20 protein-coding genes are annotated in these 26,285 nt (G+C 64.5%); 13 read left to right on the top strand and 7 right to left on the bottom strand.

Annotated elements, in window-relative coordinates:
• Positions 1-1,296: 1,296 nt before the first annotated feature.
• The 7 genes from ACJH6H_RS16245 (at position 1,297) to ACJH6H_RS16215 (ending at position 12,212) form a co-directional block, all read left to right on the top strand.
• Positions 1,297-2,232, top strand: a complete 936-nt coding sequence (locus ACJH6H_RS16245; RefSeq protein ID WP_406775299.1) for a ParA family protein — start codon at positions 1,297-1,299, stop codon at positions 2,230-2,232.
• Positions 2,233-2,241: 9 nt separating this feature from the next.
• Positions 2,242-2,934, top strand: coding sequence for a hypothetical protein (locus ACJH6H_RS16240; RefSeq protein WP_406775298.1), 693 nt, complete (start codon positions 2,242-2,244; stop codon positions 2,932-2,934).
• Between the two features lie 92 nt (positions 2,935-3,026).
• Positions 3,027-3,263, top strand: coding sequence for a hypothetical protein (locus ACJH6H_RS16235; RefSeq protein ID WP_406775297.1), 237 nt, complete (start codon positions 3,027-3,029; stop codon positions 3,261-3,263).
• A gap of 23 nt (positions 3,264-3,286) precedes the next feature.
• The gene (locus ACJH6H_RS16230) at positions 3,287-3,952 is read left to right on the top strand and encodes a Fic/DOC family protein (RefSeq protein ID WP_406775296.1); all 666 of its coding nucleotides are present in this window, start codon (positions 3,287-3,289) and stop codon (positions 3,950-3,952) included.
• A 58-nt stretch (positions 3,953-4,010) separates the two neighbouring features.
• Positions 4,011-5,042, top strand: a complete 1,032-nt coding sequence (locus tag ACJH6H_RS16225; RefSeq protein WP_406775295.1) for a hypothetical protein — start codon at positions 4,011-4,013, stop codon at positions 5,040-5,042.
• Positions 5,043-5,238: 196 nt separating this feature from the next.
• Positions 5,239-5,847, top strand: coding sequence for a hypothetical protein (locus tag ACJH6H_RS16220; RefSeq protein ID WP_406775294.1), 609 nt, complete (start codon positions 5,239-5,241; stop codon positions 5,845-5,847).
• Between the two features lie 257 nt (positions 5,848-6,104).
• Positions 6,105-12,212, top strand: a complete 6,108-nt coding sequence (locus ACJH6H_RS16215; protein ID WP_406775385.1) for a helicase-related protein — start codon at positions 6,105-6,107, stop codon at positions 12,210-12,212.
• A 137-nt stretch (positions 12,213-12,349) separates the two neighbouring features.
• Here the strand turns inward: ACJH6H_RS16215 and ACJH6H_RS16210 are convergent, their stop codons facing one another.
• From ACJH6H_RS16210 to ACJH6H_RS16190, 5 genes are all read right to left on the bottom strand, one after another.
• Positions 12,350-13,015, bottom strand: a complete 666-nt coding sequence (locus tag ACJH6H_RS16210) for a hypothetical protein (protein ID WP_406775293.1) — start codon at positions 13,013-13,015, stop codon at positions 12,350-12,352.
• A complete protein-coding gene (locus ACJH6H_RS16205; RefSeq protein WP_406775292.1) occupies positions 13,012-13,827 on the bottom strand; it encodes a hypothetical protein in 816 nt (271 codons plus the stop codon). Before ACJH6H_RS16205 ends, ACJH6H_RS16210 begins: the two co-directional genes overlap by 4 nt.
• A gap of 300 nt (positions 13,828-14,127) precedes the next feature.
• Positions 14,128-14,448, bottom strand: a complete 321-nt coding sequence (locus tag ACJH6H_RS16200; protein ID WP_406775291.1) for a hypothetical protein — start codon at positions 14,446-14,448, stop codon at positions 14,128-14,130.
• Positions 14,448-15,176, bottom strand: coding sequence for a hypothetical protein (locus tag ACJH6H_RS16195; protein WP_406775290.1), 729 nt, complete (start codon positions 15,174-15,176; stop codon positions 14,448-14,450). Before ACJH6H_RS16195 ends, ACJH6H_RS16200 begins: the two co-directional genes overlap by 1 nt.
• A gap of 157 nt (positions 15,177-15,333) precedes the next feature.
• A complete protein-coding gene (locus tag ACJH6H_RS16190; protein ID WP_406775289.1) occupies positions 15,334-17,220 on the bottom strand; it encodes a hypothetical protein in 1,887 nt (628 codons plus the stop codon).
• 608 nt (positions 17,221-17,828) lie between these two features.
• On the opposite strand from ACJH6H_RS16190, the gene ACJH6H_RS16185 reads away from it, so the two are divergent.
• The 3 genes from ACJH6H_RS16185 (at position 17,829) to ACJH6H_RS16175 (ending at position 19,792) form a co-directional block, all read left to right on the top strand.
• Positions 17,829-18,443 carry a hypothetical protein gene (locus ACJH6H_RS16185; RefSeq protein ID WP_406775288.1) on the top strand — a complete coding sequence of 205 codons (615 nt, stop codon included), beginning with the start codon at positions 17,829-17,831 and terminating at the stop codon, positions 18,441-18,443.
• A 202-nt stretch (positions 18,444-18,645) separates the two neighbouring features.
• Positions 18,646-19,464 (top strand): hypothetical protein, encoded by an 819-nt coding sequence (locus tag ACJH6H_RS16180; RefSeq protein ID WP_406775287.1) that lies wholly within the window; start codon positions 18,646-18,648, stop codon positions 19,462-19,464.
• A 22-nt stretch (positions 19,465-19,486) separates the two neighbouring features.
• A complete protein-coding gene (locus ACJH6H_RS16175; RefSeq protein ID WP_406775286.1) occupies positions 19,487-19,792 on the top strand; it encodes a hypothetical protein in 306 nt (101 codons plus the stop codon).
• Between the two features lie 124 nt (positions 19,793-19,916).
• Here ACJH6H_RS16175 and ACJH6H_RS16170 read toward each other — a convergent pair whose 3' ends face one another.
• Entirely contained in the window at positions 19,917-20,210 is a 294-nt protein-coding gene (locus ACJH6H_RS16170; protein ID WP_406775285.1) for a hypothetical protein, read from the bottom strand.
• A 176-nt stretch (positions 20,211-20,386) separates the two neighbouring features.
• Entirely contained in the window at positions 20,387-21,802 is a 1,416-nt protein-coding gene (locus ACJH6H_RS16165) for a PPE domain-containing protein (protein WP_406775284.1), read from the bottom strand.
• Positions 21,803-22,552: 750 nt separating this feature from the next.
• Here ACJH6H_RS16165 and ACJH6H_RS16160 point away from each other — a divergent pair.
• From ACJH6H_RS16160 to ACJH6H_RS16150, 3 genes are all read left to right on the top strand, one after another.
• Complete coding sequence (locus tag ACJH6H_RS16160; protein WP_406775283.1) at positions 22,553-22,969, top strand: hypothetical protein; 417 nt, start codon at positions 22,553-22,555, stop codon at positions 22,967-22,969.
• 670 nt (positions 22,970-23,639) lie between these two features.
• On the top strand, positions 23,640-24,374 hold the full coding sequence (locus ACJH6H_RS16155; RefSeq protein WP_406775282.1) for a TnsA-like heteromeric transposase endonuclease subunit: 735 nt from the start codon (positions 23,640-23,642) through the stop codon (positions 24,372-24,374).
• Positions 24,371-26,227 (top strand): transposase, encoded by a 1,857-nt coding sequence (locus ACJH6H_RS16150; RefSeq protein ID WP_406775281.1) that lies wholly within the window; start codon positions 24,371-24,373, stop codon positions 26,225-26,227. The genes ACJH6H_RS16155 and ACJH6H_RS16150 overlap by 4 nt, the downstream gene beginning before the upstream one ends.
• Positions 26,228-26,285: the final 58 nt, after the last annotated feature.

The following is a 26,285-nucleotide window of genomic DNA, read 5'->3' as shown; positions in this document are numbered from 1 at the left end:
TGGAATTTGCGGACCGTTGAGGAAGATCGGGGCGTGCGGTCGCGCGCCTTTTTGGCCTGTAGTGCAGCGTCCCTTGTAAGGGCGACCTGCTGCGCAGATAGGGGCATCTTCGGACTCCGCTCAACTGTCTCCTGAACGTCCAACGAGGTGCGCGGTGCCGGTGCGAATGATGGCGGAGAATCGGTGTTCTCGTCTGTCACGGTTGTGCGAAATCGCGCCTCACTCCTTCCATCGCTTTGAGCGTGTTCGGGATGGCTACTGGTTGGGTACGCCGGATGCGCTGTTGCCGGGGTTGATTGGCGTGTTCTGGTTTTCGAGTAGCCCACTCCCCCTCGTCCGCTGCGCCAAGCGGGCGTCGCTTGTCGCCTATGGCAAGCAGGTCGGCCCCTCGGCGTTGGCCGCTGTACGGCTGCACCACGAAGCCCTGGGAGCGGCGAGGATCGATGTGTTGTGGCCTGCTCTGTCCGTGTCGCTGCCGCACCCTAGCGCTTGTCGGGTTTACGTTCGATGAGTGCAAGGCAGGGAAATATCGCTTCTGATCAGGCGTGATGATGCTCCTGATGCGTATCCGCAGCCCTGTACCCACTCGGTGGACGTTCTGGCGCGCACTGCGGGGCCGGCTCCACTCCCCCATGCACTACACGCCAGCTATGCGCAGACCGCTATGCAGCCGGATAATCACACGCAGACTGACGCGGCTAATCACGCCACAGGTACCACGAATGCTGATGCGAGCCTGCAGCTAGCTGCACTTAGGGGAGTAATAACCCATGGTCAGACGTAACAGTAAGCGTATAGCTAGCCGTGGTCGGAAACGGTTCGGCAGCCATGTTGCTAAGGGGAGACAGCAACATATCCCGCCACCTATGACTATGCGGTGCATAACACGTGCCGTTTCCCTGAACCCTTTCGGTTCACCTGAACACGTCGAAAACCGGTCCGCTACCCCGGTGGGGAAGTGGTTCAGAATCCGCATCGGGATGCCGGTGTGGGAACCCGATTCGCACCGTTTGCTCACCTTGATAACAAGCCCCGGCATGACCCGTTCGAGTCCGGGTGACGTCAGCCGTGCATCGATGCGCGTCGTCATACGCTGCTTCCTCTGGGTCGCGATTCATATGCACAAACGCAGTTCGACACCTTTTCAGACACGCGGTGTCATGAGTAGTGAGATGCAGGTAGTGACACGGATACCAGTCCGTACGGCGACGGGTATGGCTTAACGGTGTAACAATCGTGTCACCATGGGTAGCGCGACGTGGACAGCAATTCGCATGGGAAGCTAGTATCGGCCGCATGACAGAGCTCCCAGATTCCGTGCTCTTCGCCACGCAGAAGGGTGGCAACGGCAAGACCACAACGGTCGCGAACCTCGGTGTCGCGATTGCCCGAACCGGCAGAAAAGTGCTGGTCATCGACGCTGACCAGCAGGGAAACCTCACCGCGGACGACCTCGGCGTACCGGAAGATCAGTCCGACCAGGGCCGCAACCTCGCCATCGTCCTGCAATACGGCTTGCGCGGCGGGGTGAAGCTCGAGCCATACCGCAACATCCGCCCAAACCTGGACATCCTGATGGGCGGGCCTGCGATCGGCCAGGTGTCCACCGCTGTTGCAGCAGCTGGTGAGACGGTCGACTTGGCAGAAAACTTCGAAGCTGCACTCTCTGAACTGTGCGAACGCGAACAGTACGACATCATCCTTGTCGACTCTGGGCACGGCGACAAAGTGCTCCTCATCGCGCTGATGCAGGTCTGCCGCTACCTCGTAGTGCCGACCAAAGAGGACAACGGCTCCCTGAACGGTGTGCGCCAGCTCGCCGCCAGCTACCGGCGGGCCAAGCGCTACGGCTCTCCCATCACCCTGATCGGCGTCGTGCTCTTCGACGTCAACCCCAACGCCACGGTGCGGCTCACGCACGTCTTCAACCAAGTCAAGGAAATGCTCGGATCTGAAATCGAACCATTCCAAGCGACCATCCGCAGCTCCCAGGCACTCGCCGTCGACATGCGGGAACGGCACCTAACCGCCCAGGAACTGGCCAAGCCGAGCGACGAGCAGAGAGCGGGCCTGCTGACCGCGCTGCGCAACCGGAACAAAGCTGGCGCCACTGACAGGCTCTGGGCCAAAGACCCGGCCGCCGTTGCCGAGGATTTCCTGAAGCTCAGAGGCGAGATTCTGAGGCGAGTCAAAGAGCGATCGGCGGCGGCTGTGGCCGGAGTTCAGGAGTAGGAGAGTCCCATGGCCAAGAAGAGCGTCTTTGACGAATCCGCCTACGATGACGAGCTCGATGAGTACATGCCGAGGGTTGGCCTCGGCAACCGGGCCGGACAGCAGGAACCCCCTGCTGAACCGCCAGTCGAGCCTGCAGCTACCGAACCGACGACGCCCCCAGCACCCGAGGAGAGCACCCGGCCAGCGGGGGAGAGGGCGCCACACGTTGCCACCCCGCCGGCTCCCCGGGCTCCCCGTGTCGCCAAAACCTTCGACCGTGACGGCGAAGGTAACCCCACCGCGGAAATCTCCGCCGACAACCTGACCAAGCTCCGCAACCTGAACCTGGCCGAGAAGAAGAACCCCGCCAAGGCCCGCACCTACGGCCAGATCGTCCTGGACGCCATCGACGCCGGCCAGGAGGAGCTCGCCCGCCGCTGGAAGCAAGCGGACACTGCCCAGAAAGCGCCGGGAAGCTTGTTCACCCGCCAGCCCGTCGTCCGTCAGCGTCGACGGCACATTGCCCCGCCGGCGAAGATCGCGCTGACCGGCCTGAATTCTGCCGACGCCAAGACGATCGATGAGGTGCTGGTACCGCAGTGGGGCGCACCGTCACGCAGTGCGCTTGTGGACGAGGCGCTGACCTTGTACTTCAAGCGGCGGCGCGGCCCGGCCCGGTCCAAGAAGGCTGTCGACGCAGAGGAAGCCGCCGCCTCTTGAGCGCCCAGCGACGCGGCGGGGACCTGCAAATGCGCACGTCACAGCCGCAAATGGGGGAGTGGATGTCGCCCCCAGCGGGTAGACTTGGTGACATGACCCCCGCGACCACCAGCACGCATACAGCGGACACCTACGAGGACATCTTGGCCGCCCTGTCACCCCAGGAACGCCGCCTCGTCCATGACGTCGTCGTCAGTGGCGCGATCGAGGGCTACACACCCGACCGCGAGTCCGTGGCCCGACTCGCGGACCTGGCGAGCGGGAAGATCACCGGCGACCAATACCGGGCCGAGCTGCTCGCCAGCGTGCGTCACCACGCGCAGCGGTAGACACACCTCGCTTTCGCGTCCCCGTGGAGTGGAGCGACTACTTCTGGCCGGGCACCACCGTCCTGCGCAATCACCTCGGTATCCGCGACGCCGCGGAACTGGAACGCCTCGAACAGCATTTCGCCTACAGCCGAGGGATGGAGCTCGCGCGCGGCCAGGCCCCCGTACCGGAAACCTTCGACGCCGAGCATCTACGGGGCGTGCATCGGTGGCTGTTTCAGGACGTGTATCCCTTCGCCGGCGAATTCCGTGAAGTCGAGGTGTCCAAGTGGAGCAGCTTCGCCAGCACCGACAACATCGCGGCCTGCATTGACCGCGCAGCGGCCATCGTCGCCGAGACGTCCTGGCCCGACCTGGACGACGGGCAGTTCGCCGACAAGGCCGCCCAAACGTACTGCTGGATCAACTACGCACACCCATTCCGGGAGGGAAACGGTCGCGCCACCCGGGCGTTCATGAACGCCGTCGCGGCCCAGGCCGGGCGGGGACTGGACTACAACGCGATACCGCGCGAGGTGTTCGTCCAGCGGGCCGCGTTCTCGTGCCCGGACATGTCTCAGACCGAGCCGCCCCACGAATGGATGGTCCCGGTCTTCGAGCAGATCAGCCGGCCGGCCAGCGACCTCAGCGCCCCCACAGAGTTTCTGCCACCCAAATCGCAGTCGCAAGGCTACGATCGAGGCCTGTAGCTACGCCGCTCATCTCAAGCGGTGGACCGGTCACCGGTGACATGCGATCACATGCGTCTTGCAAATCCGGACCCATTTGCTTAACTTTCGTAAACACCACTGTGTTGCGGGCGTGTCGCGGTTGCTCTATTGGTGCCATACTGAAACATGTACTATCCCTGTGAATGGGGGACCACCGGACCGGTTAGACCAGGAGGCGACCATCACCGCCGCGCCGTTAGACGAGGATGCCGCAGTCGATTTGGCGCGGTCCTTGCTCAGCGAAGGCCACCCCGTAGACGAGGTTGTGGCCCGCACGGGCCTGACCCAGAACCACGTGGAGATGCTGGCCAGCAGCAGCGTCAAACCTGACGTGCCCCGTTTGGCGCAGTTCGTCAACGACAGGCTCCGCGAACTCGGGATGAGTCAACTCGAAGCCAGCAAACTTGGCCTGGTGTCCCGCTCCACACTCAACTTGCTCGGTAAACCACGAGGTGACGGCAAAGAAATCCGGGTCCCTGGCCGCAACGTGCTGTCCAAACTCGACGAACTGTGCTCGTGGGAGTCGGGCTCGGCGCACGCCATCATGTTCGGCTCGATGCCCACACCCCGCGAGGCTCAGGTCGGCAAGCGCCCGCGGCCGGTGATCAACCCCGACGCCGAAGACGATTTCGAGAACCTCGGGATGTGGATCGAAAAGCGGCTCCTTGAACTCCAGATGACCAAAAGCCGGCTCGCTGCCGTCGGCGGACCCGGACGCACCACACTGGCCACGCTCGGCAAACGCGGGTATCAGACCAGCCCTGAAACCCTGGAGCGACTCGACACCCACCTCATGTGGGAACCGGGCTCGGCGCTGGCCGCACTCAAAGGCGGTACCCCCGTCAACCGGCGGATCGAAATCAAGCCGCACCCCGCACTGGTCCCGGTCACCTCCGTGATCGACAAGCTCAAAGTGCTCAAAACCCGCGCCGAGCGGCAGCAACTCACCCTGGACCAACAGATCAAGGACATCGACCAAGCATTGACCCAGGCATACTTGGTGGTCGAGGATTTGGGCTCGCCCAGACCAGTCAGCACCCCGACAACACCATCGTCGCCATCATCATGACGACGACTGCGTCCCAGCGGCGCACACCACAGGCGACCACCACGGTGGCGCCGGGCACGGGCACGGCCATCCCGGTCGATGCCGCAGATCACGAGGACAACTCATGACCAGCGGTACCGGGAGAACGCTATGGCGCGCAGGCACAACAACACCAACCAGCCGGATCTGTTCAGCATCGAGGAAAGCGACGACACCCGTGACCGAATGGATGCGCCAGGCGGTCAACGACGTGTACCCGAGGTGGCTGCCGCTGCCGGCGGACTGGACGCCCGAACAGACCGAACGGCACCTGGCCGCCGAGACAGCACGGCTGGACCGGATGGCCTCGGAGCTGGCCGACCAGCTAGCGAGCACCGCGATCGAGAGCTGGACCGAACGCCAGGGAGCACACCCGGACTACCTGACCACAGTCCGGCTACGGGAGACCGCACTGCAGAACGCCCGGGAGCTGATCGTTCGGCAGGAGCTGTACGACCTGATCGAGCAGCAGGAGGAACCGGAGCAGACGGTGCCGGTCGACCCGCCGCTGCACCAGCCAGTGCCCGCGAGCCAGGTGCCGTGGAATCTGCGGTGGAACGACGCCCGCTACCGAACGGACCCGGGGGAGCAGATCGACGCGCTGGCCGAGATGGTGTGGCCGGACCCGGACTTCTCGGTGATGTTCCGCATCAAGGCGGCGTACCTGCTGATCGCCCGAATCGAGGACCAACTTCCGGTACCGGACGGCCCCCGACATCCCTTGGCAGCGGAACTGGCACCGCTGGTGTACGCGGACCTGGTGGCCGACGGCTACCCCGAGCAGTAACACCCGAGCCACAGCTCTCCCTCTTCGAGGACTTCGACCAGCCCACCGACCCGCGCAGCATCGACCCCGGCGGCACCCCGCTCCCGCCGCCGCGCATCCCCACCCCAGCCGCCGCGGCGCCGACAGACCTTCCCATTCGGCCAATCCCGGCGCCGGCCCCGGCCGGCCGGGGCTACCGGATCGTCTACACCGACCTGGCCACCGGCACCATCACGGCCACCGACCTGGCCGGCGACATCGCCGCCGCCGTCACCACCGTGCGCGACCTTGGCGGCTACGACGAGTACACGCGCGACGAGACCACAGCGGAGTTCCACAGCGCCACCGGACGCGCCTACATCGAAGCCGCCACCGGACCCGAACCGGTTGTCGGCCAGCTCTTCACCGGCCCATCAGAGCGCCGCACCCCACCGGAACCCCGGCCCCAACACCCCACTGACACGGCCCCCAAGCCCACACCCTCGCCAACCACGGCCACCACTCCTGCCGCAGCGGCGCCACCCGCAAACGTCGAAACTGCCCCCGCCCGAACCGAAACCGCCGCCGACGCCGCAGAAACCCCCGCGGCCGAGGCCCCGGTCGCCGCCGAACCCATCGCGTTCCGGCCCGGCACCAACGTCCGCGTCCCCTCGGGCACCAAAGCCCGCATCCAGGCCAACCTCGCCGCTATCGACGTCATCGAACGCCTCCGACGCGAGGACCGGCCCGCCACCGCCGTTGAGCAAGAGGTGCTGGCCAGCTGGTCCGGGTGGGGCGCCTGCGCGGACCTGTTCGATCGGCGCAGCGACAACTATGCACGCGAGCGCGAGCACCTGCGCGACATCCTCGGCCCAGACGGCTACCGCGCCGCCGAAGCGAGCATCCTCAACGCCCACTACACCGACCCGGCCATCGCCCAGGCCATGTGGGATGCCGTGCGGGACGCCGGATTCAGCGGCGGACGCGTCCTCGAACCGGGCTGCGGCTCAGGCAATTTCATCGGCCTGGCACCCCCGGACGCGGTGATGGTCGGCGTCGAGAACGACCCCATGACCGCCGCCATCGCCGCCGCCCTGTACCCCAACGCCCAAATCCGCGCCGAAGGCTTCGAAACCACCCGCGTACCGACCGCGTCGTTTAGCGCCGTCGTCGGCAACGTCCCCTTCGGCAACTTCGCCCTGGTGGACCCGGCCCACAATCCGGGCCGATTCTCGATCCACAACCATTTCATCAACAAGGCCATTGCCCTGACCGCGCCCGGTGGGTACGTCACCGTGCTCACCTCCCGCTACACCATGGACAGCATGGACACCCGGGCTCGGCGCGCGATGGCCGCCCAGGCTGAGCTGGTCGGCGCGGTGCGGCTGCCGTCGACCGCGTTCAAGCGTGTCGCCGGGACCGAAGTCGTCACCGACATTCTGGTGTTGCGCCGCAAAGACATTGACGCCGCCGCCGACGAGGACATGACCCGGTGGATCGACACGGAAACCCTCGTCCTCGAGGACGTCGAGCAGCTCGTCGACGACAGCGTGTTCAAGCCCGAGCACGTCGAGGGCGCGCTCAACATCAACGAGTACTTCCGCAACCACCCAGAAAACGTCCTGGGGCGGCTGGCCCTGGGCCAGGGCATCCACGGATCGGCGACCCTCAAAGTGGTGGGGGACCACAGCGCCGACGAGTTGGCCGGCCAGGTCCGTAACCGGCTGGGTGCGATCGTCGAGAACGCCCAGGACCGCGGCCGTGGCCTGACGGCCACCCCCGGATCGCTCATCGATGTCGACGCCACCGTGTTCGATCCCGGGTTGCTCACCGCCGCCGACCGTGCCGAACGCCCCATCCCGGACACGCTGCGCTACAACGAAGCCACCGACAGCATCCAACGGTGGAACGAATACGCCTGGGTTGAGCAGCGTCTGCCGAAAAAGCGCCTGCGCGAGACTCGTTCGCTCATCGAGCTGCGCGACGCAGCCCAGTCGGTGATTGCCTCCCAGCGCGATGATCAGCCGCTTGAGGTGCGCGAGCAGCTGCGCGCGCACCTCAACCGCCTCTACGACGCCTACGTCGCCGAACACGGCCCCGTCAATCGGTTCAAGTGGATTTACCCCGCCCCGCCCACGCAGGAATCGCACGACCGAAAGGTCGCCAAGGCCGAAGAGCGATGGCGCAAAAACCAAGGCGAGGAAGGTGTTCCATATCGCGGCCCGGTCCCCGAGCATCTGCGCGAACAGTGGTCGGAAGAGGCGTGGGAACCGGCCAGCGCGTTCAAGCGCCGGCCTCACCTCGAAGGCGGGATGAAAGACGATCCCGGATGGGCACATGTGGCCAGCTTGGAGATCTTCAACGAGCTCACCGGCGTCGCCACCAAGGCCCCGATCTTCTCGGTCGATGTCCTCACGGCCCGCACCGTGCCCGAGGCCGCCGCCACCATCAGTGACGCCCTGGCCATCAGCATGGACCAGCGGCACCGCATCGACATCGACTACATCGCCACGCTCCTGGGCATCGACACCGACACCGCCCGCGAGCAGCTGCGCGGCATGGCCTACCCGTCGCTGTACGACCCTGAGGAGCTGGTGCCGGCAGTAATGGCGCTGTCAGGCAATGTTCGCGAAAAACTCGCCGCAGCAACCGATGCCGCGAAGCGCAACCCCGTCTACGACGAGTATGTGACAGCGCTGCGCGAGGTGATGCCCCGCGACAAGGAAGCCTCCCAGATCAAGACGCGGCCCGGTGCCCCGTGGATCGACGCGAAATACATCGCCCAGTTCGCCAAGGAGACGTTCGGTGCCGAGCGGGTCACCGCCGACCACGTCGCCGGGTCCTGGTCGATCGAATGCGCGCAGCGTGAGCGCGGCACGGTCGCCATGACCGAAACCTGGGGCACCGATTCCAAAGACGCTATCGAACTGCTCGACGCCCTGTGCAACTCCAAACCCATTGTGGTCAACCGTCCCGCCGAGGTCGTCGCCGAAACGGGCGGACCAGCCATGGATTTCGAGGCCACATCGGCAGCCCAGGCCAAAGCCACCAAGATCACCCAGGCATTCCAGAAATGGATTTTCGCCGACGACACCCGCCGCGACATCTTGGTCGCCGAGTTCAACCGCCGATTCAACAGCCTGGTCGCCCCCAAGCACCGCGGCGAGCACCTGACGCTGCCGGGACTGTCCGAGAAATTCTCCCCGCACCCTTATCAACGCGACGCGGTGGCGAGGATAATCGCCGAACCGACAGTGCTTTTGGATCACGTCGTGGGTGCGGGCAAGACGGGGTCTGCCCTGATGGGCATGATGGAACTCAAGCGCCTCGGCCTGGTGTCGCAGCCCTGGTTCGTGGTGCCCAACCACATCATCGAGCAGGTCGGCCGCGAAGCCGCCCAGTGGTACCCGGCGGCACGCATCCTGCTCGGAGCCGCCGGAACCGACCCCGAGGACCGTCGCCGCTTCGTCTCCCAATCCGCGGCCGCCGACTGGGACATGGTCATCGTGCCCCAAAGTCTTTTCAGCAAAATCGGCGTCAACGACGACACCCTCCGCGACCATATTCAGCGCCAGCTCGACGAACTGGACAACAACAAGGATCGCGCTGCGACCTCGGTCAGCAAGAAACGCATCGAGGCGCAGAAGAAGCGCCTGGACGCTCGACTCAAAGACCTGACCAAGCAGGAGCGCAAAGACAAGGGTCTGCGGTTTGAGCAGAGCGGGTGCGACTACCTCGTAATAGACGAGGCCCACATGTTCAAAAACAAAGGGCGCCTGAGCAATATCGAAGAACTCTCATGCGCCAGCGGTGCCCAGCGCGCCGAAGACCTCGCCATGAAACTCAACGTGCTCCGCGAACGGCGCCGCCAGGAAGGCCGCGCCGCCGGACTGCGCGAGGATCAGATCGTTGAACGTGTCGCCACCTTCGCGACCGGCACCCCGGTGGCCAACAGCCTCGGCGAACTCTGGGTGATGCAGAACTATCTGCGGCCCGACCTCCTGGCGGCCGCCGGCGTCGCCGACATCAACGACTGGGGCGCGAACTTCACCACCACCGTCAGCACCGTCGAATTCAACGCCACCGGAACATCACTGCGCCCGGTCACCCGGGTAGGGAAATTCTGCAACCTGCCCGAGCTGCTCGCATTGTCGTCGATCTTCACCGACGTCGTCACCCGCGACGAAGTGCCCATGCAATTGCCGACACTGGCCGATGGTCACCGCAGCGTCATCAGCCTGACCCCCGACCAGGTCGTCAAAGACTTCATCACCGACCTCGGCTGGCGCCTTGATCACCTGGACCCGCGCCGGCCCGACAAAGACAACACCCTCAAGTGCGCCAACGACGGCCGCAACGTCAGCCTGGACCCCCGGATGGCGAACCTGCCGGCACCGCAAGAGTCCCGAGCAGGCCGCGCGGCCGACGAGATCATGCGCATCCACCATGCCACCGCCGACCGCGTCTACCGCGACGCCGACACCGGGGAGATTTCACCCATTCGCGGCGGCCTGCAGATCGTGTTCTGCGACCGTGGAACGCCATCAAAAGACAAGCGGCAGTTCACCATGTACGGCGCTATCCGCGACGAGCTCGTCGCTCGCGGCATGCCCGCCGACAAGATCGCGTTCATCCACGAAGCCGTCAAACCGGCCGACAAGCTCACCTTGCAGCACCGCTGCCGCAGCGGCGAAATCTCCGTGCTGATCGGCTCAACCGAGAAGATGGGCACCGGCACCAACGTCCAAACACGCGCCACCGCACTACACCACATCGACGTCCCCTGGCGGCCAGCAGATCTAGAGCAGCGCGAAGGACGCATCATCCGCCAAGGCAACCAGAACGACGAAGTCGAAATCCTCACCTACGTCACCGAGGGTGCGTTCGACACCGTCATGTGGCAGAAAGTGGAAGCCAAAGCCAAATTCATCGAACAGGTCAAACGCGAAAACGTCGACGTCGACGAAATCGAAGACCTTGGGGGAGGGGATATCTCAGGCGCGGCGGCCGAGACCAAAGCCATCGCCACCGGCGATCCCCGGTACGTCAAGCAGGTCCAGCTCGACGACGACGTCAAGCGACTCACCGCCCTGGAAAACGCCCACCTGGACGCCGGCGCCCGCCGAGACCGACAGCGCCGCGACACCGAACGCGAACTCGCCGCCACCAAACAAGAACTCGCCAACATGGAGCCGATCTTCGCCGACGTCACCGCACGCGCTGACAAACCCGTGCACGTCACCGTAGCCGGCCAGGCATTCGCCGAACGCAAAGACGCCGCCGAACCGTTCGCCGCCGCCTGCCGCGATGCCTTCCTGAAACTGAAAAACGCCAGCAGCCTGCAAACCCGACCCCTGGACGCCACCATCAACGGCATCACCATCACCGCCAGCCGCAGCTACGTCCGCGGCGAACTGTGGCTCAAGCTCGACGTGCCATCGACCACCGTCACCATCGAGGACGCCGAGGTTCTGGCCACCGCACCCACCATTGGCGGCGACACCCACGCCGCCAAAGCCCGAGGGCTCCTACAGCGGATGGAGAACGCCTACAAGGACATTCCCAACCACCGCACCCGCCTAGAAACACGCGCGGCCAGACTGCAAGGCGAGCTGGACGACTTCGACAACACCAGCCTGGGCGAGTTCGAGCACGCCGACGAACTTGAAGCCAAACGCCTCGAACTGAGCACCCTGAGCGCCCAACTGCGCATGGAAGCCCAAAGCGAAGCCGCCCAAGCCAAAGCCCGTGCCGCAGAAGAACGGATGCTCGAAGCCGGCCGTCAACCCGGCTGGACCCTCGAACTCAATCCAACACCAGCGCTGATCGCCGAATCGGGCCTTCCCGACGCCGCGAGTTACCGCGCCGCCACACTGCTCATGGAGCAGCACCGCGCCACCGAATACGTCAACAAGCAACGCGAACGCGAGCGCGAGAGGGAACAAGCAGCCTTGCAGACCGACGACGGCAGCGCTCGCCACGAACGCGGCCCCGAGCACAGCGTGTTCTCCTTCCGCGCCGAGAGCGAAATCGACGCCGAAGAATTCTTCAACGACTGCGAGGATGCCGGCATCCCCGTGGACGAAGTCACCGTCACCGCGCCCGACGAGGAATCGCTGGAAGTGATCGTGGAATTCCGCTCAACACCGGAAACAACCGCAGAGCGCCTGCGAGACATCGCCGCCGACGGCACCGACCTGCACACCGTGGCGCAAACGCTGCGGCCAGTCCCGTTGTCAGACAACACACTCGAACGACTCGACCTCGGCGACACAGGCCTATCCGACGGGGCCAAAACCGTGCTCCAGCGCCTGATCGACCGTCACAACAGTGCCGGCCATCACCACCCAGGACGAACCAGCGACCATGACCGCAACCCCCAGGAGGACACCGGCCTCGGTCGGTGACCGCCCGGTCCGCTGGCGGAACTGGCGCTGCCTGCCAGGCCTGTTGCGCTGTGGGGCGACCTGTGCTCGAGTTGAGGTGCCGCTATCCCGGCTGCAACGCGAATGAGCACGCAGCGAGGGGTAGCTGACGGCCGCCGCTACTCGGGCAGCACCTCCACGCGGTACTTGCTGCGACCTTGCAGCCCCCGCAGCCGTGCGTGGATGGCCGCCCGAGGACCCCCGAGCACGATGGCGATCAGCGCGTCGCGGGCGTCGCCGGGAATCCAGTGGCCGTACATCTGCTCATCCTGGAAGCACCGGGTACCGCGGTCAGCGTCGAATCGCGTGTGGACTCGCCGTCCGCCATCGACGTATTCGTTGGGATATAACGATTTATCTGGTCGCCACGCGTCGTCACTGCCGGAAGGCTTGCACACGTAACTGGGTTTGGCCTGGGTGCTGTCGAGCACGAGCATCGCAGCGATGCTCCTCGCGGGCGGGTACTCCCAAGCTTTGTCGGCATGCCCAGTCGCGAAGAACGCGGACCCTGCAGGAACGTCGAGGCCATGTTCGAGGACGTCACCCAACGCGTCGGCACCGAAGCCGCGATACAGCCCGAGCGGCGCCTCCCACCCAAAGGGCGGCAACCACAGCGGCACGTCGCGGGCCGCTGAGTTGTCGGTGTGCCAGATCGCGACGCCGCCCGACCGGGCGATCAGAGTGCAATCGCGTTCGTGCCCAGTCCTTTCCGCGACGATGATGTCGGCGTAGGAGGGCTCGGCACCCACTTTTGCCCCGGTGACGGTGCGCTCTCCGGTGCTCATGGGCGTGCAACGGGCCGCGGTCCGGCCGCCGATCCGTACCGGAACTCCGCGATCCGCTTGACTGTGTCGGCCCTGGGACGGGTGTCATCGATCACCAGTGCGGCGCGGCCGGCGCTGACGACGGACACGATCACCCGAAACATGCCGCTCTTGCGCAGATAGTCCATCTCCGGTACCGCCCGATCGAGATTGCCGCAGTACCGATCGCCGTCAGCCTCGGCTCCGGAACCCTCTGGGGCCGGCGCCGACTCGCCGGCCACCACGAAGTCGATGCCCAGCGATCGCCCTATCCGAGACCAGCCGAGGATGGCTTCTGTCAACTCCAGGTCGGGCCGGTCGATGAAAACGACCACGGTCGGGATGCGGTGCCCGTGGGCGCGGGCCTTTTCGATGTCAGGGACATCGAATTCCCTCAGCATGCTCTGGCGCGTGCACGCCAGGCTGTCCACATGCTCGACGAGCTGCAGATGGGGGATATGCGTGTGCTCAGCACGTATGCGGTAGGTCGGCAATTGTGCTGTGCTGTAGATGATTTCGAGGTCACGCTCGTCTTGCTCAGCCGACAACTTGTCCGCAAGCGCTGGCAATAACGCCGGCGCGTCGGCGCCGATCAGCAGGGCGTGCGGACCGGACGCCCACTCCAAGTTCACCGCGACGGGCTGACCGTCATCGCCGGGGAAAGAGGTGGCCAAAGGCGCGCGAGTAGAGGGCGTGGCGGCCGTGACGATCCGCTTGGCCCGGGTGTACGAGACCCCTGGATGGTCGGCCTGATACTGCCGGGCGGCCTGATAGGACGATTCGTCATTACGCATTACAGGGCGATCCCTTCAAAGAGAGTGTTCTGCCAGCCCACATCTGCGCAGAACGATCTTCGTTGGGTGGTGCGGAAACCAGAGGTCTTGTCTCGATCGTGCAGGTGACTGACCGATGTGGGCGGTGCAGCCGGATGTCGAGATTCGTGGCACCCGCGAATGCCATCTCCCAGCGTACAACACGGATCAGGGCTCCGGACTGGTTGATGATCCGCGTGGCGCGTTCGCGAACTCGCCTGCCGCACAGCGCAACCGCGCCACGATCACGATGCACCCTAGATTTCGCGCACATCGCGCCGGTCAGTACAAAGTGTCGTGGGAGTCGATACGTTCGGCAGCCGGGCCCAGGTCATCTCGCCCGTGGGTCTGCCAAAGGCCGAACGCACCGCGCACGCAGCTTTGCGCCAGCGCAGCACACACGATCGTCCCAAGGATGCGGACGATGGCCGGAACCGTGTCCCAGCCGCCGGCACCGGTGGCAAGATTCCACATCCCACCAGCGAACAGCGCAGCCAGAAGCAGACAGCGACCGACCCCGATCGGTAGATGGCCCGGCAGCACGAACACGGTGTCCGGCTCGTCGAACGGTGGGATGCCGCGGCGGCGCGGGCTCTTGCTCATCATGCCCCTTTTCGTCGGTGGCTGACCGTCGTGATCAGGGTCGAGCACCCGGCGCGGTGAACTGGGGAAGGCCTCGTCGGTCCGCCAGGACGCCAGGACACGATGGTATCGAGTTCAGCTGCATCAGCGAACCAGGGAATGTCCGTGCGCAGCAGGGCGACCACGTCGAACCATGCCCATCCACTCAGCGGTGAGGTCCCGCGCTCGGCGACCTCAACCGACGGCTGGTGGTCCCCGAATTGACCTCCGGGAATGGTCATCGCCCGCACTTCGGGGATGATGACCGCACTGACGGCCGGCAGCTGGCGCAATAGCCGGCCAGCGGGGACGGGGACGTCGTCGATGCCGGCCCGATATGCAACGGCCACCGTGCCCCGGCCGTCCCCTGGCAACCACAGGTGGACGCCGTAGCGGTGCACGTTGCGCCTGCCGCCCAGGGCGAGAACCTGTGTGCCGATGAATTCTGCGGCACTGCTTGACTCAGGATCAGGGAACAGCCGGGGAATTCGCGCGCCCAGCAAGGGGAAGCGATGCCAGATCGCGCTGAACACCGCCAGCTCAGACCATGTCGGATTACCCACCCCGACCTCCCGCGGACGTGGATAGACCGGTGAGCCCGCCGCGACGTCCCGCAACAGACTCTCGACGCTGATGTCGAACAGGTCAGCGACCAGCTGCGGGTACATGCCCCGGTAAGCCCACCGCGAGTACCGCGTCCACTGATCCATCACGTCCCATCCCCTTGAACTCTTCTCCGGTCGCCAAAAGCGTTGCCGGCCAGACAATCCTGTCCCCGTTTAAGCCAACGTCCCTGGGTGTGGCAGCCGCCGTCCAACTGGCGGCGCGGCCACACCCAGGGCCTGGCCCGGCCCTACCAGCAGCCGCTCACCGGGTACCACCTGCCGAGGTATGTCCGTGCGCCGCGTTGACGCCCCCTCCGGACGTCGACCGGGAGGGACTTTCGCTGCGACGGTGCCGCCCACCCGACTCCGACGATACGGCCGCTGCGGAGCTGCTGGCGGATGCGCTCGCCGGCGCCCGATGCTTGCCTGTGCCGCTGTCGGCGGGGGCGCGGCCCACGGTCGACGCCTTGCCGTCGGCATCGTGCCGCGTGGTCTGGTTAGCACCGACGTCGCTGCCGGGTGCCGACTTACCGCCGGCTGATGCTGTGTCCCCGGACGGCCCCGTGGACTTGCTCGTTGCTGCTGTGGCGTCTGTTCCTGTGGGCGAGGCCGGTGCGGCAGCCTTCACCTTGACCGCCGGTTCCTGCGTTTTCGTCGAGGACACCACCGCGCTGTGACCGGGCTCTCCCGCCGCGCCGGGAGCCGCCGCGGCGGTCTTCGACGGGCTCTCGGTCGCCGTGATCCCCTTCGCCTTCGCCGCCGACGTTGCGGCCAATGCGGCTACCGGCGTGGCCGCCGTGCCGGCTATCTTCGTTGTCGCGGGGATTGTCGTGGCGGCCAGTGCGTTGGCGGCCGAAGCCCCAGCGCTCACCAGGTTGCCCACACCGTTGATGGCCGCCGCGACAGCGTGCGCGGTGAGGTTCATGGCCGTGATGACCGTGCCGGCAAGGTCATGGGGGAGGTTGGAGATGAAACGCGGCGTGCCGAGCATCGTCAACAGGCCGGACGCAACGTACGCCGCGCCGTTGACGAACGCCCCCGCGACCTTGGCGGCCGCGATCGTCGCCGTGGCGGTCGCGTAAACCGGCGCGGCGACCAGGGAGCCTGCGGTGGTGATCACCCGGTAGCCGGTGTCCACAGCCGCACTGACAAGGGCTCCGACGGCGGCCGTGTAGCTGACGGGGGATAGGGGATTGGTGCCGATGGCGTTGACGACGTTCTGCAAGGCACCCGGCACCGTTCCGTTGCCCACCCAATCGGTCGCAATGGCCGATGCCCCGGCAGCGACCTTGTCCAGCACCGTGGTGCCGAACGTGGTGAGCACCGAGGACACCCCGTTGACGAGTTCGACAACCGCCGAGGTGGGTGCGATCACGATGCCTTGAGCGGCAGTGAGAAAGCCGTCGATGATGTTGTTGTCCGCGATGGCCTGGGCAGAGTTCACCACCCCGTTGACCACCGACAGCAGATTGCTGATCTGCGCGGTCACGCCGTGGACCAGGGTGTTGGCCGCCGATAGTGCGTTGTCACCGAGCTGATCGGCCGCCGTGATTGCGGCGTTCGCCGCCACGCCCACAAGGTTGAGCGGCACGTTCACCAGGTTCGTGTAGCTCGAGAGTGCCAGCGGGTTGTTGACGACGGCGGCGACCGCCTGGGCGGCTGTCCCGGCCGAACCGGTCAGCACCGAGGTCAGCAGCGTTGCCACTTGCCCGGTGGTCAACGTCAGCGTCCCCGACAGTGACCCCGCCGTGGCCGCGAGGCTGGTGAGGCCGCCGTTCGACGATGCGCGCAGCCCCGCCAGCAGAGCCGACAGTGCGGAGTTGTTTGTGGCACCGATCAAACCCGTCCAGAACGAATTGTTCAGCGCCGCAGCCGTATTGAGCGCATCCTGCACGGTAGTACCAGGTACCGACGCTACCGAGGCCAGCGTCGAGTCGACAGAGTGCAGCACAGTGTCCAGGTTCGCCACCAGCGCGTCGACGTCGGCCTGTGTGACGAGTGCGGACAAGTGCACGTTCGTGGCGGCGACGTGCGGGGTGTGGATCAGGGGAGTGACGCCGTTTGCGGCGGTGAGCGGGGTGACCGCGATCAGCACAGCTGACGACATAGCCAGCCCGGCATTCAGATACGGGCGTGTGGTGATTTCCATGATGGCCTTCCGAATAGCAGTGGGGTAGTGGGGATTTGGAGCGTTTACGGCGTGACGCAACCCGGACAGCGGTCGTGATGCGTCGGTCTGGGAGGCGCAATGCCGCGCCATGGGTAGGGAAAGGCGACCAAAGAGGGGCGCGCCGTCGCGTGCCGTGCACCGCCGCCCATAGAGCCCCCGAGTGTCCAGTGCCCTTCAACCGGTTTGCTGGTTGTGGTGGCACCAATTTTTCTGAGCGCGATAATACATCAATCATGCAATACGTGAACAGCCCTGTTACACTGTCGGATGATGACCATATCCGCCAGTTTTACGCAGCGCATCACGAGAACATGCGTGGATAGACTGCTGCGACTGGAACAGTGTGGCGCGACTGTCTGCTGTTCACCTATAGCTTCATGGGGTCGCGATCCAAATTCGCCGAAACTGTGCGCCGACGGTGTTATCGTCGGGGTGGCCGTCACGGGCGGACGGGTCTCACCCCCTGACCCTTACGCCGCTGGGCACTCTCCCCGCTTCGCGGATTCCGCCCGTGACGCCAATTTCCCCGCTTGTCATACCGTGGCGGTACGGTCAGCACATCAGCTACATCCACGGGGGTGGACACGATGAGCATCGAGGTTTTTCCCGGCGGCGATCCCTGGTGGGATTACGCACGTACGTGCGCCGTTGCCCTGTACCGCGGGGAGCCGGCTCCAGCCGCGCAGGTGTACGGCCCCGTGCTCGAAGACGGCGAGGTCGCTCGACTGTGCACATCCGCAGTGGCCAGCCGACTCATCGCCGGCGACGGCAGCTACCGCCGAACCTCCAGCTTCCTCATGGGCAGCCCCGGACTCATGTTCGGAATGCTTGCCGCCCAGGGCGTTATGAACCGCCGACGCCGCAAGCAGGCCGAGCGCGACCTCGTCGCACAATGGCGCGACCCGCGTCAGGCAACCGTTGTCGTCACCGACGAGCGCATCATGTGCAGCGGGTCCGACGGCACCCTAGTCGACTTCTGGTTTCAGTACGTCACCGAGTTCTACCCCGACCCGATGGCCCGATCCGTCACATTCGCCTTCGGGGATCGCTGCTCCCCGCTGCGCCTGGACGGTCCCACAGCGCCGGCCATCGCCCTCTGGTGCGCCCACGCGATCTACGGCCCGGCATGGGTTAACGACGTTCGCCTGCGGCCACTCCTGACGGCCGGACCCACTACGCCGGCGCGGGCCATCACCACGTAAGCCGAGACTCGTAAGGAGAAACCGCAATGGGCCAGGTATTGGCGAAATCTATCGGGGCCGGAGTCATCGGTGTCCTAGTGGTGATATGTCTTGCGCTCTTGGGCATCTCGCGCCCACTGGCCTGGGTGATCCCCGGATCACTGGTGCTCGGCACCATCCTAGGGATCGTGGCGTAACCCGCGACATCAACAGAGAGGGGACAATGCGCATGTCGCACAATCGATCTGACGGCGGTGAGCGGGAACCTGCTTCCAACTCACCCGTGCCGTCGGAAGCAGAACGCAGAGCCGATCTGCTCACCTCCCGCTACGCCAGACTCACCGACGGCAACCCCGGGTTCCATTATCACCTGCACATGGACATGTCCGACCCCGTGGCCTCCGCGCTGGTTGAAAGTCCTAACAGTCGCGCCGACCTCATCCCGCTGGTGAGCGACGACAATCGCTACCAGACGTGGCGGCTACGGCTCGAACACCCCAACTGGTGGATCGGCCTGCGCGCATGCGGCACAACGCCACTGCTGCACGAAGTCATTGCGAGCCTGACACCCACGGCGCAACCCGAGTACCTGCGCATCCCGGTCGGCCGCGACGCCGAAGGCGAGACCATCTGGGCCGACTGCGCGCCGCACAGGGGGGCGTCCGGATTCGTTGGCTCCCACTGGGTCAATCAGACGATCGCAGCGGTCACACCACTGTCCGACGAGGCCAAAGCGAAACTCGCTGCGGCACTCAGGCGTGAGCTGCTCGGCCGCAACCTGTGCCAGGGTTCGCCCACGTGGATCATTGAGACACATTCGGGTTCGGAGAATGCCGACCCCGCCACAGTGTTCCCTGAATCGGAAATTGACGAGGACATCGACGTTGATGCACTCACCGCAGCCATCACCGCAGGAGAAGGCATTCACGGAACGCAATGGGCGGACGCGGTCAGAACAATGATCGCCGACCTTGACTCGACTACGTGGCCCGGTGTCACAGACGCACTGCGCACCGAAACGCGCACGTTAAGCCGTCCATAACCACGCTAAGGAGAAACCGCAGATGGGGATACTGGACGGTGCCGTGGCCGGCGGAACAGTGCTGTGCTGGTCGGTGGCGCTGCAGCACCCGACATCCAGGGGCAACGACTTTCTTATCTACGCACTCGCTGAAGATAACGACGAATCCGCCAAGGCGGTTGAAGCGGCGCTAAAAGCTGCACAACCCGGTGAATTCGTCTGTGTACCAGTGCGTTTCATGAATTTGGTTCACGCGACAAACGTCTACATACAACCCCACATGTGGGGCATGTGGTGCGTCGTTCAACAAGCTATCGACGTCAACCAGATGTACGGCAGTACAGCCTAGTTGCCCTGTCTCGTTGAGATTGGTTGCGCCGTAACGTCATCGAACGAGAGCCGTCGTGAACGGTCGGCACGATGGACGACCACCCCGGGCACTCGCGCGTGCACGCGAGCTCATCCGGTGGCGTTTAGCCGTGAGAGATTGTCCAGGCCACGGCGAAGTAGGTGACCACCAGACCCATCCCCATGAGCAGGGGCGCGACCCGGTAGGTGGCGGTGTGCGGGTGAGCCTTGTTGATGCGGAAGTAGATCAACGGACCCGTAATCAGCCACAACACTGCTGCGACGTAAGAGCCGATATGCAGGGCATAAAAGGAGAATCCCACGGCAGCGAGGACAAAGGTCACAAGAAACCAGAATCCGACTCCGGCGGCGAAACCTAGCGCTAGAAAGCCCAGCCACTGAATCCTGTTCTTACCCACTGGTTATTGCTCCGGCAGTCGGTGGCAACTGCGCCGGTAAGCCGCGAGCCCCAAGCCGGCCAGACCCAGTGCCGCGAGCGCCGCCAGGGACGGTGATTCGGCAACGAGCCCGACGAGTACAGCAGCTAGCAGGGTGAAGCCGCTCACCGCCGCGGCGACCCTCCACCTCGGGGCGGTCATTTTGCGAAGCAATCGGCTAGGACCGCACCAGAGCCGAGCGCGGCGGTCCCCGTGGCCAGCGCAGCGGCGATACCCGGCGGGGTCCAGTCGACAGGGAGCGTCAGCAGAAACGCCCCGGAGGCTCCGACAAATGCCAACGAGTTTCCCGTCCAGGTCAGCGTGCTACAGCCTTGGTGCAGCGCCTGTTCGGCGATCTGGCGCGCCTGGCGTGCCTCCTCGAGCGCCGCGTCAGCCGGGCCGTGTTGATTGATGATCGCGGTGAGCTCGTCGTAGAACTTTTGAGCGCCGTCGGGGATGGTGAAGGGCGCCGGCATGGTCGGCAGCAGCGTCCTGTTGAGCGGATTGTCCGGCGGCACCAAGGGCATATTCTCGGCCGCCTTGGCGATCTCCGGCGGGACGGGAAATGGCCCGATCTGGGGGGCCTTACCAGGGTCGTCGGAGAACTTCACACCGTTGTTGTTGTCCACCAGCTGCGCGTGCGGACCCTGGTGTGGGCCGACGATCGTGTCGTCTGGGCCGCCGCCGGTGGCGATCGCGGGGGCAGTTTTGAACGTCGAGTTCGTTGACTGCCAGGTCGCTGCTGTCACGCCGGCGTGATAGTCCATTGCTGACGATGTGGCTTGTGCTTGTTTGGTCGCCAGGTCTTGCGTCCACTGCTGAACCTCTACCGCGTTAGCCCCACGGCTGGCCGCGAAACGCCGCATCGCAGCTGACAGATTCTCGCGGCTCCGCGCAAACTCCTCGGGGCTAGGTGTGTTCGCCTTGGCGGCCTCGAACTCGGCCGCCACGTCGCGGGCATGGCGCGCCATGGCGTTGGCGTGGTCGGCCATATCTGACACCCATTGAGCATGGTTGCGTGTGTTAGCGCCGGCCTGCTGCGTGCCGTCCTCCCAACTGTCGTCGATCGCATGCGCTGTGCTTGAAACCGTTGCCGACAGCTCGCGTAGCTGCCCACTCATGCTCGACCAGTGATCGGCGAACGCATACAACGACTGCGTACCGGGTCCGCCGTACAGCGCCCGGGCGTGGGCTTCACCGGGCATTGCTGGCGCCGTCGGTGGAAGGGCAGGGATGGCGGGCACCTGCGGTTGCGGGACCGCCGGCAATGAGGCAAGCCCGGTAACGGAGTCGGGGGAGTGTCCGCTACTGATCGCGGTGGCGTTGGCGTCGTCCTGGCCCTCCAGAAACGCTGCGGTATTGGCCACAGCCAGGCCACCGACGGTGCGCAACGCACTGCCGTGATCCAGCAGCGCCGCCATCGCCGCAGACCCGGTATTCAGTTGCCCGACGGCTGCGACCGACGTCGCATCAACGCCAGGCGGTTGAGCGACTACAGGCGCATGCGACTGGCCGCTCGCTGACAGCTGCTTGGCGGCCGCAGCGAGCGCGGCCGTGTCGACGCGAACATTCATGTTGCCCCCTTGGTTTCCACGATCGTATCGCCGCTGTTGCACCCGTACCGACGGCAAATGCGGTTGCCGCGGTCAATGACCGGTGCCGGCTCTGCGTGTTTGAGCATGAACCGCACACCGCGCCACTCACCGTGTTGGGCGCGAAGGTGAGTGGCGCGGATCGCTCTGGTGGGGCACCGTGGGGGAGTATCCGAGACAAGCTCGGTTACCAGGCGCCAAGGACGCCAAAACACAGGGGGATAACGATGCAGAACCGGGCAAGCGATTCCGAGTTCGGCAGTATCGCCAGCGGACCGTGGCAGTCAGGTAGTGCTGAGTACGGTAGCTACGGCTCGCTCACAGACGTGGCTGCCACCAAAGGCTTGACCGGCGCGAACAAACAGTGGGTGCCAGCCCAATTGAATAGGCACCGTTGGGTTTTCGTCCGCGAGCTAGCCGACCTGAGCTATCTCAATCGACGCGTACGTTTCCACGACGTCGTCGGCACAGTGGTGGGTATCGCCCATACCTCGGCCCTAGGGCTCGGGACAGACGGCCGATCATATTCAGCGGCCGGGGCGAGGATGCTGGTGCTGGCCGATAGCGCCGGGACTAAGCACCACCTCCCGTTCAGCAGCGAAGAGAAGGCCCTACTTCTCGCCGAGTAAACGTGTCACGCGGTCTTCCAGTCCGACCGGCGCGGGACGCTTGGAAACGTGCGGGCCAAGAGGTGACCCGCCCAAGACGCAGATTCGTCGAAGGAGCCAAGATATGAGCGGTTACGACACTTACGCTGAGCCACCGCAGCACGTCGGCGGGGCCCCCGTTCCCTTCAAGGGCATTCACCCGCCGCTCCGCACTCCGCCCGTGACAACGAGGTCGCCAGTTGCGCCCGCCGGCGGCGGCCACCTAGTGGGACCGGCGCCCCTGTCCGGCCAGGCAACGGTCCTCGTGAGCAGCCTCAAGGACGCTGCCTACAAGGGCCGCCGCGTTCGGTTCCGGGACGGGCACGGCAAGTCGGTCGAGGGCAAAGTGCAAGGTATCGCCGTCGCGGCGGTGCTCAAGCTTCGCGTGGACGGCACGACCACCACTGCTGGCGAGCGAGAATTACACCTGGTCGACAACAGCAACAAGCACCACTATCTGCCGTTCAGGCCTGACGATCGAGCAGAACTGCTGGACTGTTGACTTCCTCCCATGGCGGTCGAGGCATAGGCATGATCGAACAGACACGCCGCGTACCCGGGTTGGTTGCCGGATGCCCGGAATTCACGCGATCTAAGAAACCAGCTACGTTTCGTACTGTGACGATTTAGGGGGTGTGTGGCCGCTCGCCTCTCGCCCGCGTAATGAAATGCGCTGGCGCCCTTAGAGTCTGGACTGAACATCTCTCCTCGTCACGCTCCAGGCTTACGGAACCAGTCCCGGACGGGAGTGGATTCATCGCCCACATGATCTGCGCATCAAGAGCGCGTAGAGCGAAGAGCTCTCTGCGCAATTCACAGGAGCAACACTCAGTTTGCTCGCATTTTGCGAATTCTGGTGGGACACACCGTTATCCAGGCAATATGCAACTACCGATAATATCTAATTATGTCAGGTTGCGGTGTAACCGTGTGCCCTGCAGGTGCTTTCGCCGTGTGATAACTACCGACTTCATTCGACCAGTCGCGCTCCCGATGCGCGCTGTAGGTTCTCACGGAACGTGGCGGGATCTCACGGATGATGGCGGAGTGATGGCGGATCCGCCAAATTGGTGAGACACGCGGGTTGTTCAATCCGATGTCTGCGCCGACAGCCATGTCACGATCAGGTCACCAAAGCAGTCTGATCCGATTGCAGGGCCGAGGTGATCGCCATGGGCCGCAGTGGAGACAAGGCGTCGAGTGTCTCTGTCTCATACCGACGTGCAGACGACCTGAGTGAAGTGGCACGAGAGTGGACTGCGGCAGGGATCGACGAACTTGCCAATGCGGCGCCGTGGCGGACCTTTCGGTGGCACCGCGGACAGAAGCACTACTCGGGTACCTACTGGTCGAGCACCATCGGTAACCACGTCATCTACGAATCGCGACTTGAGTTGGCGCGCTTGCTATTTGCCGACTTTGATACGAGTGTGCAGAACATCGTCGCCCAACCATTTCTGCTACGAGCGTCGGTCGACCGCAAGCTACGCAAGCACGTCCCAGACTTTCTATTGGTCACGAATACCGGCCCTGTTGTCGTGGACGTGAAGCCAGCCCGTCGTCTGGCCGATCCCGAGGTGGCCTTCACGTTCGAGTGGACCCGCGAGCTGGTTGAGGCGAAAGGCTGGCGTTACGAGGTGGCGACCGAGCCCATCGCTGCGGAACTGCAGAATGTCCGCTTCCTATCGGGATACCGGCGCGATTGGCTATTCCGGTCGGAGCTCCTGACACGAGTGCGGGGGAAGGATCTGGACGGCCTGGCACTCGCAGACGCGCTCAAGTGTCTGCCGGATGAACCGATCCAATACGTCAAATCGAGCCTGCTGCACCTCATTTGGCGCCAAGAGCTGCTGATAGATCTGAGCGCGCCGCTTAGCGGACGAACGGAACTGAGGAGACGGGCATGAGTTCAGCTGCGGTTCGGATCGGTGTGGGCACGCGACTTGTGCACGACGGGGAGCTGGTGGAGATCGTTGAGATCCACGCTGGCCGGACGGGCATGGACGTCGTGTTGAAATGTACGTCGAAGCAAGCCCTCATCCGTGCGAGCTTCAACGAACTCCTCACGTCTGGGGCCACGCGAGTTATCCCCGAACGGGACGGGCCGTCAGGTGATGACGACTTCGAGCCGGCCGGGGTTGTTCTTGCTCAGCTGAGCGGCGCTGAGCGTAACGAGGTGATCGACCGAGCGGCGCACGTCCGTGAGGTGCTGACTGGGTTCCGTTCGGGTAGTAAGGAATTGGCGCTCCCCGGGGAGCCGCGGTCGGAGTACCGAGGCGATGTCCCGCTGTCGAGACGTTACGCGAGCAAAGCGCGTGAGCTTGGTGCTGGGGTGCGCTCGATCGAGCGTTGGGTGCAGCAATTCCAGAAGAGCGGTGAGGCGGGACTTGCGCCGACGCACGATCGCGCGGGTGCTGGCCCGGGTGCGAACGTCGACTCTCGGTGGACTGAGACGGCAGTTGAGGTGATGGTCGAGCACGCAGACCAATCCCGGCCGTCGCAAACGATGGTCATCAAGCGAACCAACGCGCGGATTGTCGCTCGTTTTGGCGAAGGGGTCGTTGAAGTCCCTTCGCGTGCAACAGCATTTCGTGTTCTTGCCGAGCTAGAAAGGCGGTACCCGACCTTCCGGTTGAGTACGAAACGCAACCGCGACATCGCGGACCGTCCAGACGGGTTGTACGGAAAGCTCCGCCCGACCAGGCCCGGCGAGTACATGCTGATGGACACCACGCGCCTGGACGTCTTTGCGATGGATCCGATTACGTTGCGGTGGGTGCAGGCGGAGTTGACGATCGGTATGGACTGGTATACCCGCTGCGTCACCGGGATTCGGTTGACACCGGTGTCGACGAAGTCAGTGGATGCGGCTGCAGTCCTGTATCAGTCTTATCGGCCACGGCCAGCCGGCAAGAACTGGCCGACGCATGCGGTGTGGCCCGAACATGGTGTGCCGAGGTCCGTTCTGGTTGACGTGCAGGCGGTTGACGGCGCGTTCGTCGGCGCAGCGGGCCCGGCGATCGTGCCCGAGACCGTGGTGATCGATCACGGCAAGATTTACGTGTCTGAGCATATGACGAGTGTCTGTCAGCGGCTCGGGATTTCGATCCAGCCGGCCCGACTACGGACAGGCCGAGACAAAGGGCCAGTGGAGAGATTCTTTCGCACGATTCGCGAAGACCTGCTCCAAATCCTCCCCGGATACAAGGGTCCAGATATTCACTCGCGAGGGCTCGACCCGGAGTCGGAGGCGTTCTTCTATCTTGACGAGTTGGAAGCGATCATCCGTGAGTGGGTGGCAGTGGAGTATCACCGCCGACCGCATGACAGTCTCGTCGATCCGCATGTGCCAGGGCTACGTATGTCCCCGGCACAGATGTTTGAACACGGCATTGCTCGCGCCGGCTACATCGAGGCGCCACGTGATCCCGATTTGGCGTACGAGTTCCTGAAAGCCGAGTTCCGCAAGGTGCAGCACTACGGGGTGGATTTGGGTGGTCGCCGGTACAACGGCATGTCATTGAGCCCTTACCGCAATGTGGCCAGCCCGTATAAGGGAAAAGCCAAGGGGGGCTGGCCTATTCACTACGACCCCGACGACGTCACCCGCGCCTACTTCCGCGATCCGGAGACCCGCAAGTGGCACACGTTGATGTGGGAACACGCACCGTCGATGGAGATGCCGCTGAGCCAGGATGCGCTGCAATTCGCACGTAAGCTCGCCGCTTCAAAGTACACCTATGAATCGCCCCGAGTTTGATGCACACCTTCTTTCGAGGGAAGGTTGTTCGCATCATGCCGAAGAAGTACGACGAGGA

The sequence above is a fragment of the Mycobacterium sp. SMC-21 genome, from assembly GCF_045310825.1.
In the GTDB taxonomy this organism is placed as follows: Bacteria; Actinomycetota; Actinomycetes; order Mycobacteriales; family Mycobacteriaceae; genus Mycobacterium.
Note: the sequence above shows the minus strand (reverse complement) of the source record. Positions and strands in the feature narration are given on the sequence as shown.

Excerpts from the sequence above, each read along its gene's own strand:
- ACJH6H_RS16175 (WP_406775286.1), top strand. The coding sequence starts at position 19,487 with ATGGGGATACTGGACGGTGCCGTGGCCGGCGGAACAGTGCTGTGCTGG.
- ACJH6H_RS16160 (WP_406775283.1), top strand. The coding sequence starts at position 22,553 with ATGAGCGGTTACGACACTTACGCTGAGCCACCGCAGCACGTCGGCGGG.
- ACJH6H_RS16150 (WP_406775281.1), top strand. The coding sequence starts at position 24,371 with ATGAGTTCAGCTGCGGTTCGGATCGGTGTGGGCACGCGACTTGTGCAC.
- ACJH6H_RS16245 (WP_406775299.1), top strand. The coding sequence starts at position 1,297 with ATGACAGAGCTCCCAGATTCCGTGCTCTTCGCCACGCAGAAGGGTGGC.
- ACJH6H_RS16240 (WP_406775298.1), top strand. The coding sequence starts at position 2,242 with ATGGCCAAGAAGAGCGTCTTTGACGAATCCGCCTACGATGACGAGCTC.
- ACJH6H_RS16190 (WP_406775289.1), bottom strand. The coding sequence starts at position 17,220 with ATGGAAATCACCACACGCCCGTATCTGAATGCCGGGCTGGCTATGTCG.
- ACJH6H_RS16185 (WP_406775288.1), top strand. The coding sequence starts at position 17,829 with ATGAGCATCGAGGTTTTTCCCGGCGGCGATCCCTGGTGGGATTACGCA.
- ACJH6H_RS16235 (WP_406775297.1), top strand. The coding sequence starts at position 3,027 with ATGACCCCCGCGACCACCAGCACGCATACAGCGGACACCTACGAGGAC.
- ACJH6H_RS16155 (WP_406775282.1), top strand. The coding sequence starts at position 23,640 with ATGGGCCGCAGTGGAGACAAGGCGTCGAGTGTCTCTGTCTCATACCGA.
- ACJH6H_RS16200 (WP_406775291.1), bottom strand. The coding sequence starts at position 14,448 with ATGAGCAAGAGCCCGCGCCGCCGCGGCATCCCACCGTTCGACGAGCCG.
- ACJH6H_RS16195 (WP_406775290.1), bottom strand. The coding sequence starts at position 15,176 with ATGGATCAGTGGACGCGGTACTCGCGGTGGGCTTACCGGGGCATGTAC.
- ACJH6H_RS16210 (WP_406775293.1), bottom strand. The coding sequence starts at position 13,015 with ATGAGCACCGGAGAGCGCACCGTCACCGGGGCAAAAGTGGGTGCCGAG.
- ACJH6H_RS16180 (WP_406775287.1), top strand. The coding sequence starts at position 18,646 with ATGCGCATGTCGCACAATCGATCTGACGGCGGTGAGCGGGAACCTGCT.
- ACJH6H_RS16165 (WP_406775284.1), bottom strand. The coding sequence starts at position 21,802 with ATGAATGTTCGCGTCGACACGGCCGCGCTCGCTGCGGCCGCCAAGCAG.
- ACJH6H_RS16205 (WP_406775292.1), bottom strand. The coding sequence starts at position 13,827 with ATGCGTAATGACGAATCGTCCTATCAGGCCGCCCGGCAGTATCAGGCC.